This window comes from Microcoleus sp. AT3-A2 (assembly GCF_036705685.1).
GTDB lineage: Bacteria > Cyanobacteriota > Cyanobacteriia > Cyanobacteriales > Microcoleaceae > Microcoleus.
Window position 1 is genome coordinate 97,894 of sequence record NZ_JAUBVF010000017.1, and the last position, 11,097, is coordinate 108,990.

At 46.0% G+C, this 11,097-nt stretch carries 11 protein-coding genes; 7 read left to right on the top strand and 4 right to left on the bottom strand.

The features are described 5' to 3' along the window. Positions 1-25 precede the first annotated feature (25 nt). The 4 genes from QUB37_RS12770 (at position 26) to QUB37_RS12785 (ending at position 5,314) form a co-directional block, all read left to right on the top strand. Complete coding sequence (locus QUB37_RS12770; protein WP_333162438.1) at positions 26-700, top strand: MBL fold metallo-hydrolase; 675 nt, start codon at positions 26-28, stop codon at positions 698-700. 153 nt (positions 701-853) lie between these two features. Next, positions 854-1,414 carry a sugar O-acetyltransferase gene (locus QUB37_RS12775; RefSeq protein WP_333162440.1) on the top strand — a complete coding sequence of 187 codons (561 nt, stop codon included), beginning with the start codon at positions 854-856 and terminating at the stop codon, positions 1,412-1,414. A 330-nt stretch (positions 1,415-1,744) separates the two neighbouring features. Further along, positions 1,745-2,209 carry a hypothetical protein gene (locus QUB37_RS12780; RefSeq protein WP_333162442.1) on the top strand — a complete coding sequence of 155 codons (465 nt, stop codon included), beginning with the start codon at positions 1,745-1,747 and terminating at the stop codon, positions 2,207-2,209. Between the two features lie 744 nt (positions 2,210-2,953). After that, positions 2,954-5,314, top strand: coding sequence for a cache domain-containing protein (locus tag QUB37_RS12785; RefSeq protein WP_333162443.1), 2,361 nt, complete (start codon positions 2,954-2,956; stop codon positions 5,312-5,314). Positions 5,315-5,592: 278 nt separating this feature from the next. Here QUB37_RS12785 and QUB37_RS12790 read toward each other — a convergent pair whose 3' ends face one another. Continuing rightward, complete coding sequence (locus QUB37_RS12790; protein ID WP_333162446.1) at positions 5,593-6,192, bottom strand: cytochrome b/b6 domain-containing protein; 600 nt, start codon at positions 6,190-6,192, stop codon at positions 5,593-5,595. Between the two features lie 198 nt (positions 6,193-6,390). Here QUB37_RS12790 and QUB37_RS12795 point away from each other — a divergent pair, with 198 nt between their 5' ends. Together QUB37_RS12795 and QUB37_RS12800 are read left to right on the top strand one after the other, a co-directional pair. After that, positions 6,391-6,972, top strand: a complete 582-nt coding sequence (locus tag QUB37_RS12795; protein WP_333162448.1) for a manganese efflux pump MntP family protein — start codon at positions 6,391-6,393, stop codon at positions 6,970-6,972. Between the two features lie 141 nt (positions 6,973-7,113). Then, positions 7,114-7,668, top strand: a complete 555-nt coding sequence (locus QUB37_RS12800; RefSeq protein ID WP_333162450.1) for a glutathione S-transferase family protein — start codon at positions 7,114-7,116, stop codon at positions 7,666-7,668. 84 nt (positions 7,669-7,752) lie between these two features. Here QUB37_RS12800 and QUB37_RS12805 read toward each other — a convergent pair whose 3' ends face one another. The 3 genes from QUB37_RS12805 to QUB37_RS12815 form a co-directional block, all read right to left on the bottom strand. After that, positions 7,753-7,890 (bottom strand): photosystem II reaction center protein K, encoded by a 138-nt coding sequence (locus tag QUB37_RS12805; RefSeq protein WP_006634808.1) that lies wholly within the window; start codon positions 7,888-7,890, stop codon positions 7,753-7,755. Positions 7,891-7,950: 60 nt separating this feature from the next. Further along, positions 7,951-9,081 (bottom strand): tRNA guanosine(34) transglycosylase Tgt, encoded by a 1,131-nt coding sequence (gene tgt / locus QUB37_RS12810; RefSeq protein WP_333162452.1) that lies wholly within the window; start codon positions 9,079-9,081, stop codon positions 7,951-7,953. Positions 9,082-9,307: 226 nt separating this feature from the next. Next, on the bottom strand, positions 9,308-9,757 hold the full coding sequence (locus QUB37_RS12815; protein WP_333085519.1) for a hypothetical protein: 450 nt from the start codon (positions 9,755-9,757) through the stop codon (positions 9,308-9,310). Positions 9,758-10,016: 259 nt separating this feature from the next. On the opposite strand from QUB37_RS12815, the gene cobS reads away from it, so the two are divergent. After that, entirely contained in the window at positions 10,017-10,814 is a 798-nt protein-coding gene (gene cobS, locus QUB37_RS12820) for an adenosylcobinamide-GDP ribazoletransferase (protein WP_242722367.1), read from the top strand. Positions 10,815-11,097 lie beyond the last annotated feature (283 nt).

Sequence of the window (11,097 nt, forward strand, 5' to 3'; positions counted from 1 at the left end):
TCCCATTCCCTTCTGAAATACTTCCTTGAAACAACAGACTTCAGTCTCCAAACAACCCAGACCCGTACTCGACAATATCCTTGCTTTCCCGCCCAACCGGGATACCCTGGGTGCAACAGCCTATTTCATTGTAGAAAACCAAACTAACATCCTGGTGGATTGTCCCGCTTGGGATGAGATTAACCAAACATTTTTGCGGGAACACGGCGGCGTGCGACTGCTGTTTCTCACCCACCGTGGCGCTATCGCCAAGGCGCGGGAGATTCAGGAAGCCACGGGGTGCGAGATCCTGATTCAAGAGCAGGAAGCTTATTTACTGCCGGGTTTGAAGGTGACGGTTTTTGAGCGAGAATTTGTTTTGAGCGATCGAATCAAAGCATTTTGGACTCCTGGCCATTCTCCTGGTTCCTCTTGCCTTTATCATAGTGGCAGCGGTGGAGTGCTGTTTTCGGGTAGGCACTTGCTCCCCAACCGAGAAGCCGCCCCAGTACCGCTGTTGACGGCAAAAACTTTTCACTGGCCTAGGCAAATTAACAGCGTGAAGTCAATTATCGATCGATTTTCGCCGGAAACCTTACAGTATATTTGTCCCGGTGCAAATACTGGTTTTTTGCGGGGAAAAGGATCGATCAATCAAGCTTTTGAGAAATTAGCCAATCTGGATTTAGCTGTTTGTTTGCAGTCAAAACCTGAACCCTAAATGTATGCTACAACATCAAAAAATGAGCTGACGCGCTAATTATAGCGGTAAGGTGCGCCCTTACGCACCCTACATTATCCTTCAGTCTCTTAGAGAGGAAGTTCGTTGGTGAAGTAGCGGTTTCAACCGCCAATTCTTAACTTGGAAAAAACTGTGGAAAAAACCGAAAAACAAAAAATGCTCGCCGGTGAATTGTATTTAGCTGCTGATGAGCAATTAATTTTGGATCGCCAGCGAGCCCGCCGCATCGCCAGAACCTACAATTCTACCCGCGAAGACGAACCAGACAAACGGTTAGAAATTCTCGCCGAATGGTTCGGTGCAGTTGGCCCAAAAGTTGAAATCGAGCCACCTTTCTACTGCGACTACGGCAGTAATATTTATGCGGGAAACGGATTATATATGAATTTTGGCTGCGTGATTCTCGACTGCAATCGAGTTAACATTGGCGAGAATTTGCTGTGTGGGCCCAACGTACAAATTTACACCGCTCTTCACCCCACAGACCCGGAATTGAGGCTTTCTGGCCTAGAACTAGCCACTGAAATTAATATTGGCAATAATGTTTGGATTGGTGGCGGCAGTATTATTTGTCCAGGAGTCACTATTGGCGACAATAGCACGATCGGCGCAGGCAGTGTTGTTGTCAAAGATATTCCCGCAAACGTCGTGGCGGCGGGGAATCCTTGCCGAATCATCCGGCATCTACCTTGATGTGGTACGATCGACACACTCGTGCGATCGGCTCCTTGGAGCTTAACTCAACAATTTTAGGTATTAGAACAGCCGGTTTGAGATTTTTCACATAAAATCCCCGAAAAAAACCGTGGAATAAATCTAAAATCGCTTAATATCAAATCCGTTAGCATCGGAATAGTAAATTCGAGTTGACGGTTGACAGTGAACAGTGAACAGTCAACAGTGAACAGTCAACAGTCAACAGTCAACAGTCAACAGTGAACAGTCAACAGTCAACATCATTCCGGTGTAACCGGAAATGATATAATTTCTCGTTCCCGGTTTCCACACTACCAAGCTTTTCTTATGACGACTGCAACAGCTTATCCCAACGCTCCTGATCTCTGCACCGACGACTACATAGCAGTCGGTGTCGCTACCTGCTTCATCAAAGAAGAAGGCGAAGTTTTTGAAGTGCAAGTAATCGAAGCTATTCCCTCAGCAGCTTTAGAAGCAATTTTGAAGGGAATTCCCACATCCTATTTAATGATTTGCGGGACGACTTTGGGAGCAGTGCTCGACGGCGAAACACCCAAAATGTTGCCAGAATTCCCGACATCATCTCAGTTTAGCGAAGAATTTGGCTTTCGGGCGATCGCCGCTGCCCGCACTTACAAAATCCGCCCCCAAGCTCAACTTCACATTCCCTTGGGAACAGTTCGCAACGACTTTACTTATTCCTTAGAACGCAAAAGGGTGCTCAACTCCGAGCGCATCATTCGCACTGAAGACAATGTGAAACAGCACGAACACACTCACAAGGTTCTTTAAACAAATCGCGCAACTGGGGCAATTTAACAGTGCCTCAGCCAGCGAATGCACCGAAAATAGTTTTGATTGTTGAGATGTAAGTTAAAGATTTAACAAGTTTTTCGTTCATTAATAATAATGAACAAAAAACTTTTAATATTCCGTTATTAAGCAATACTGCGGATATTTTTTGATTGCCAACTGTAGAATAAGAGTTTCAAGGCGATCGCGTGCTTGAAATACCAACCGAAAATCAAGGTTTTCAGAATACTAACTAAAAACAGTCTGGACTATTGATTAAGACACACACCAAAAATCTCAACCTAAAATTTCTACTGCTCACATCACCTAAATAATATAAATTATTAACGACTGTAAACAAAAATTAAGTAGTTGATAACCTTTTTTAAGTTGTCAAAAATGTGGTATGATATTATTCCTGTTTAACAAAGTGATATCCAATCGGGCAGCATCGGAATTAATATTACCCACCGCTAGGACACGGCAGTGCCGTGTTCCTACAATTAATCTGGGTAGGGAAACGGCACTGCCGTGTCCTTTATATCATTCCGGTGGAACCGGAAATGATAGGAACTGCTCGGGGGGGAAAAATTAAAAAATCCCCGCAATTATTGAATGCTAGTAGTTTAAGACTACTGGCAGGCGGGCAAGTAGATCGTAGGTGAGCTAAGGATTTCAATCTCACAAATTGGTCAAACCATGCGAAGCTTTGCGAGAGTAAAGTGGTGGAAATTAACTCGACTATTGCCAGCGGGATTAAAGGGCGAATACCATCTTGGGTACCAAACTGCGCTCTTAATTTTGGGGGTAACAATTCTGGCAACTAGCATCACTGGTTGTATCAGCTATCAAAGTGTTCGCCGCTTGATTATCACAAATTTAGAGCGAAATGCTTTGTTAGAAGTTAGGGATCGGGCAAACAAGATCGATCGCTGGCTCGGCACTAGAAAGGCTGAGATCGAAATTCTCGCCCACACTCCTCCGGTTCGTTCGATGAATTGGTCAGTGGCAGAGCCTTATTTAAAATCGGAAGTAAATCGACTGCAAGAATTCCTGCACTTCGCATTAATTGCTCCCGACGGTTCTTATTTCACCACAAAAGTGGGCAGAGCGTTGATTAATGTTAGCGACCGCCAACACTTCAAAAAGGCAATGGCTGGGGAAGTCTATGTTTCAGATCCTACCAGTTCTCGCACGCTCAAAGGACAAAGTATTGTTCCCATTTCAGCTCCGGTGTGGTCAAATTCGGTAAATTCTATTGATAAAACAACCGAAAAGCCGATCGGAGTAATGAACGGCGTCATTAGCATGGATCGAATTGCCGAAGTAGTAGGAAAGCTGGAATATGGGGCAGGAACTTACGCTTTTGTTCTCAATTCTCAAGGAGTGCCGATTGTGCATCCCGACGCTCGATTAATCGGAAATATCGACAAATCGGCTCCCAGTCTTTTAGAGTCCGCAGATACTAATTTGGCAAATGTAGCCCGGGAGATGGTTTATCAAAAAACGGGCATTGTGCTGACTCAAATCAACGACGCCAGAGTTTATGTTGCTTATATTCCTTTAGAACAAGCTGAATGGTCGATCGCCCTCGTAATTCCCCGCGACAATCTCGAAAAAGAACTCCTTCCTTTCAAGATACTAGCAGTAGCCGCCGGCTTACTTGCCGCCGCAGCAATTTTCGCAACAATTGTGGGGCTCAAGCTGTTTGCCCTACATTGCATTCGCAGTCGCACAGAAGCCCTTCTCCACCGCTTAACTGGCCGCATTCGCGCTTGCTTGCAGCTCGATCGCATCCTCCAAACTACAGTAGACGAACTCGGTACAGTGCTGCAGCTCGATCGAGCAATTTTCGCATGGTACGATCCCCGACAAGATACTTTAGAATTTGGCTGGGAATATTGCCGGGAAGGTTTGCCGACGCGCTTGGGAATCTTTGGTGTTCCAGGAGGGCCTTCTGGAGATTTAGCTGCACGGCTTCACCGCTGCGAAACGATACTGCTACATAAAACGGCCCCTCCTGATGCCACAGCGTCTGATGAACACGCCCATATCGAACTCACAAATAGTCACTACGCAGCAGTACCCGTACTAACTCAGAATCATCGGCTTGGATATCTGTTCGCCTGTGCAAATCGGCGGTTTGCGAATCCCGACGAGGTGGAAGTTTTGGAAGCAATTGCCGACTCGCTGGCGATCGCAATTTCCCAATCTCAACTTCACGGGCAAATTCAAGAAGAACTCAAACTTTTGGAAGAAGTATTAGCCAAACTCAGAATCACCGAAGAACATTTAGTACAAAGCGAAAAAATGACAATTATCGGTCAACTAACCGCCGAAGTTGCCCAGGAAATTAATAACCCGATTAACTTTATTTACGGCCGCCTGATTCACGTTAACGATTATATCAAAGATTTACTCAATATAATTCGCCTCTATCGCGAACAATATCCCGAACCTGTGCCGCGAATTGCCAAAGAAATAGAGGCCTGCGACCTAGATTTTATCAGCGAAGAATTGCCGCAAATTCTCAACCTTTTGAAAATAGGAGCAGATGGCATTCGCCAGATAGTCCTGGCTTTGCGAAAATTTTCACTTCCTGACGAAGCCAACAAAGAACCCGCCAATGTTAATGAGAGCATCGACAATATTTTGCTGTTGCTGGCTCACAGACTGGAGCAAAAAATATTAGTAGTCAAGGAGTACAACAACCTGCCGCCAATTTTGTGTTATCCCGGTCAACTGAGCCAGGTATTCGCGAGTCTCATCATCAATGCTATAGATGCAGTTAAAAGTATTGAGAATTCAGCTCAAATTATTACAATTGAAACCGATATTATCGAGGAATATACAGGCAGATTTATTGTTGTATCCATAGTTCACAATGGCTCAATAATTTCGCAGGAAATTCAACAGAAAATATTTGGTCATTCTTGCCATACTAAATCATTTAAAAATTTTACAGGGTTGGATCTGTCTGTGTGCTATAAAATTATTGTAGAATTGCACGGCGGCAGCCTTACAGTTGAATCTCCAGTGCAATCTCAAATTAAATCTAAAACAGCGGGCGGTGCTGAGTTTAGGGTAAAATTGCCGATCGTTTGATATCGCATCTTGCCGCCATGGAAACCCGTCGCAAATATTTCTAGCAAGCTGCACGAAAAGCTTAATTTGGCTTCGTAGTCAAGACTTTAGTTTTCATAAAACGGAAGAAAGAAGTCCTCACTACAAACCTAATAATCATTTGTTAACCCAAGTTGCTATGATAGGATTAGGGAAATAATAAAGGTGCAACCACAGCAAACAACCAGCCTCCCATTACCAAGACTTCCGCAACAATTAATAAAATATTTCTGTTCATTTTCAAATAAAGCATTTTCACATTAAGAGCGATCAACCAAAGAGCGAATTTTCTTCCACCAAGCAGCCGGCGAATCTTCCGGGCGATATGCGGCATCAAACATCGACAAAATTAGCGGCAAACCCCCCACCTTCGCACTCATCAACAAGTGCATTGCCAGACAAAATACCAATACCACCCAAGCAGAAGCGTGTAAATAATACCAAACCTGCGTCAATTCCCCAGCCGGCAGCCATTCTTCCTTAACCATACTGCCAGAAGCGATCGCCCAAGTCAGTGCCAGCAACATCAACGTATTCACAATCCGGTGCAAACTGTACCACCAAATCGGTTTTCCCAACTGCGTTAGTCTCCCAAAAGAATCCGGCTGCACCAAGCGTTTTTGACCTGCGTGGAAACTGTACAATGCAAAAGCCGGCATTATTCCTAACAGCAACATCTTGCCAAAAGTGCCGTGAATCCCGATAATATCTGCAATCTGAGGCACGGGGACTTTGCCAAACCGCCCATCGTAGGTGTTGTAAACCAGAAATGCGCTCAAAATTGCTAAAAGGGCGATCGCAGCGTTAACTCCATGCAGTAACCTGAGCAGCAATGGCTGGTACGGTCTAGATTGCGGCATAGTCAATTCTGCTACTTGATAAATAATCTTTTACAGAATACAGCTAAGCGCTGATTTTTTCAACCCTTGCCAATTGTGAAATAAATGTGAGTCAAAAATGAATAGATTATGATAAAAACGCAACTTTATCAAAATTTAGTGTAAACTAAAACAGTCAAAAGTAACACTTTAATTTATAACACCTAACACCTTACAAAAATGGATACAGCCAGTACCATATTACTTTCCTTGGGACTAGCAGCAGATGCTTTTGCGGTTGCTGTTTCTAGCGGTTTAGCTATCAAACACATGAAGGTCAATAAAGCTTTAAAAATTGCCTTATTTTTTGGAGTGTTTCAAGCTTTAATGCCCGTCATAGGATGGTTGATAGGTCTTAGTTTTAGTTTTTTGATAACACCGATCGACCATTGGATCGCTTTTGGGCTGTTGAGTTTCATTGGCGGGAGAATGATTTATGAATCGCTGCAAAGCGAAGAATGCGAGAAAAAGTTCAATCCCTTAGATACGGGGACTTTGATAACGCTGTCGGTGGCGACGAGTATCGATGCCCTCGCAGTTGGCATCGGATTTGCTGTCCTGAAAGATTCTATTGCTCCTGCGGTGACTGCGATCGGATTTATTACTTTCTTTTTAGCCTTTGCAGGCGTGTTTATCGGTCACAAGTGCGGCAACTTGTTTGCAAATAAAATTGAGATCTTGGGCGGAGCTATTTTGATTTTTATTGGCAGCAGAATCTTGTTTCTGCATTTGACAGAGGTGCCAGTAGTTATCGGTCATTAGTTATTAGTCAGTAGTCAGTAGTCATTAGTCATTAGTCATCAGTCATCAGTCGAACATTGACATCAGAGTCTCTGGTGACTCCAATGACCAATTACCAAAAAATGCTATAACAGCAATGTTGCGTTAAAGGATAAAAATTTCGTGCTGAAACTTTACGGCGGAGCCCGCAGCAGGGCCTCAATTGTCAAGTGGTATCTAGAAGAAATAGCGGTTCCTTACGAATTCGTGATGCTGGATATGCAAGCAGGGGCACACTTGCAGCCAGAGTATCTCGAAATTAACCCGATCGGCAAAGTACCGGCAATTGTTGACGGAGATTTTAAACTTTGGGAATCCGGCGCAATTCTGCTGTATTTAGCTCAAAAATATGGTAAGATGCCAGACACTTTGGAGCAGCAAGCTCAAATCGTGCAGTGGGTCACGTTTGCTAACGCCACCCTGGGGCCGGGAATATTTACAGAAGGAACTCGCGATCGCGAAACTCCCCAGTTGTTAAAACCGTTAAATGAAATTTTCGAGAAACAGCCATTTTTAATGGGTGATGAATTTGGCGTAGCCGACGCAGCAGTCGGGTCAATGTTGGCTTACATTCCGATGATGCTAAAACTAGACCTCAGTGCTTATCCGGCTGTTGTAGATTACATCAAGCGGATCTCAGAAAGACCGGCATTCAAAAGTGCGATCGGCGGTAGCTGAAGGCAGAAAGAAGAACGAAACAAAACTTAATACCTAAAAGCAGGGGCAATTTGTGAATTGCCCCTGCTTTTAATGAAATCAAACTTATCTAAATCCGACAGCCGCCTGCCAAACAAAAGCCAGCAGCAAGAAAAATACGGGAATGACCGGCAAAACATTAACCAAAGGCTCAAAAATCGAATAAGCTTCGGGCAGTTTTGCTAAAAGTAATGCAGCTTCCATGAATCAACCTACCTATCCAACAGAATTTTCATAATTGTCGCATATCTTCACCCAAGGCAATCATGATTGATCGACTCTCGGTGCAAGCCAGTAGGCAAACTCTTCAGTAAATCGATCGGCCAAAATCGCCTCCCGCATCCTCCCAGTAAAGCGAATCAACTCCGTCACATTGTGAAGCGCCAGCAAAGTATACCCCAGCACTTCGTTAGCCCGCGCCAAATGGGCCAAATAAGCCCGACTGAATTTTTGGCAGGTATAACAAGGGCAAGACTCATCCAGCGGAGCAAAATCCTCCCGGAACCGAGCATTTTTCAAACTCCAGCGTTCCCCACCAACAAAAGCCGTCCCGTGGCGGGCCAGCCGAGTCGGTATGACGCAGTCAAACATATCTACGCCACTCGCCACCGCCAGCGCCATTTCCCGATAAGTCCCAATCCCCATCAAATAACGCGGTTTATTTGCCGGCAACAGAGGCGCAGTCACCTTTACAATCTCTGCGATCAAATCCCCCGATTCCCCCACACTAACGCCGCCGATGGCGTAGCCTGGTAAATCCAAATCTACCAACTGGTTCGCCGCGCGCGATCGCAAATCGGGGAAAACGCCCCCCTGCACGATCCCAAACAAAGCTTGATCCGGGCGCGAGTGAGCTTGCATGCAGCGTTGCAGCCAGCGGTAAGTGCGGTTTGTGGCAGCCTCCACCTCCTCCCGCGTAGCGGGGTAAGGGGGACACTCGTCAAAGGCCATAATCACATCAGCGCCCAACTCATTCTGAATTTCGATCGATCGTTCCGGCGTCAAATTAATCATGCGGCCATCGCGGGGAGAGCGAAAAGTCACCCCATTCTCAGAAATAGTCCGCATTTGGCTCAAGCTAAACACCTGAAAGCCTCCCGAATCCGTCAGCATCGGGCCCGGCCAAGCCATAAATTTGTGCAATCCGCCCGCGCCTGCGACAATTGCTTCCCCCGGCTGCAAGTGCAAGTGATAAGTATTTGCCAAAACCATTTGAGAACCCGCCGCCTCAAGATGTGCCGGGGTCAAAGTTTTGACATTAGCTAGCGTCCCCACTGGCATAAATTTAGGCGTTTCCACCACACCGTGGGGAGTGGCAAAAACCCCTGCACGGGCTTGGGTATGGCTGCAATTAGCCTGACATTTAAAAGAAAATTTCGCCTTGTCCTCAGTCATTAGTCCCCGATGCTCGTTAACCGCTACTCGGCCGTCCGTGTTATTTAATCTATTGTTGATGACATCGCGACAAAAAAAACCATGACCCCGCCCAAAAACGGAGACAAGTTTCCGACAATCGTCGTGGAGGGCAAAAAATTTTAGACCTTAGTTCTAACTCCCAGATTCAATGCTGCCAGTAAATCTAAAATCTAAAATCTAAAATCTAAAATCGACTGACTGACGATTAAAACGGGGAATCATCGTCGTCTAATTGTAGATCCCAGTTGCCGGAGAGTACCTGATCGACAACCGCATCCAAAGCCGCAGCATTTAAATTCCGGGCGAATTGCTCTTGCAAAGGATTGGAGAGGGGAATTAACCGCAACTGCCGTCCATCTTGAATCAGGTCAAAATAAGCACCATCTTCAGGCGACTGTTTCAGTTCCAGGTAATCAAAACTATAGACGTTCAAATAAAGCGCATGGTTGGCAATCAGGGTAGAACGGTGGGGGTTGGCGAAGACTTCGAGCACATAACCTTCCCCTTCGCTATAAATCTGGCCATCTTGTATGTGAAGGTAGCGGACACGTCCTAAATCAAACAGCAATCTTTTGATATCGCGTTTGTTGACGACAATCCCTGTATCGATTATGCAAGGAGCAACTACCCTGTTATTCAATTGATCGTGACTCATGGAGTAAAAGCCTCTGTTGTGGTATTTTCCCGTCTTGAAAATCAGGGAGTTAGCTAGAATTCTTGGTACGGGAAACGCGGATCTTGAGTTTAGTCTTTTTAGATAGGGAGCTTTGGGATCGCTGCCGACAGAGGTTTTCCGGGGAAAAGAGCGGGCGACAGGAGGAATGCTCGATCCAAAAAACTAGGGTGTTACAGTCCAATTCTGGCACACACTAATCGATTGACAACTGCATACCAGATGAAAAATTTTCTATCTTATGGTGCATGATAAATGGGTTCGCTCTACGATCGACTTTTTCCGGAATCAAGGCGCTGCCATCGCAGCCGCAGTCGCTTTTTATACTTGTTTGCCGGTACCGGTGTCTTGGACTTTGGAGTTTCGGGGCATTGCCCGCTTGGCACCGGCGATCGGGCTTTTGATTGGGGGGATGGTGGGACTGGCGGATGTTGGGTTGCAGTTGTTGGGAATGCCTGCTCTGACTCGATCGGCCTTGGTGGTAGTCTTGGGCATCGCCGTGACTGGCGGGCTGCACCTAGACGGGGCAATGGACGCGGCGGACGGGCTGGCTGTACCCGACCCAGTGCGTCGGCTGGAAGTGATGCGGGACAGCGTTACAGGAGCCTTTGGGGCGATGGCTGCGATCGCGATCGTGCTGCTGAAAACTGCCGCTCTCTCGGACTTGAATAACTATCGGTGGCTGGCTTTGATGGGTGTCGCGGGTTGGGGGAGGTGGGCCCAACTGGTGGCGATCGCCCGCTATCCCTATCTCCGGGCCGAGGGTAAGGGAGCTTTTCACAAAGAATCGATTTATTCTCCTTTTGATTTTATACCCGGAGTGCTGTTGCTGCTTAGTTTGAGCGTGGTGCAAGTTGTCTTGGAGGGCGATCGGTGGCTGTTGGCGGTGGGGATGGCTTTGGGGGGAAGTGCGATCGGAATTTTTGCCGGAGCCTGGTTTAACCACCGTTTGGGCGGCCACACGGGCGATACTTACGGTGCTGTAGTCGAGTGGACGGAGGCTTTATTGCTGTGTCTTTTGGCCGCTTTGGAAGGGTAAGTTATGCCATGTTGCCATTGTTTGAGTGAAAACTCTAGTCCTCAATTTACCAAATAACGACGGTTCTAGCAGGTGGAAATCCGCACTCAATAGCAATGGTTTTCATCCTGTCTACCTTCAAATGCCACCCTAGATTAGATACAGCAAACCTCAAACTATAAAGAAAGCTATGGGATACTTTATTGCTGCGATCGTCCTCGGAATGTCAGGGTAAACGCATCTAAATTAATTTGACAAACACCTAAATTTGTGCATTGCTAAATAACTAAAAAAACTTTCTAAA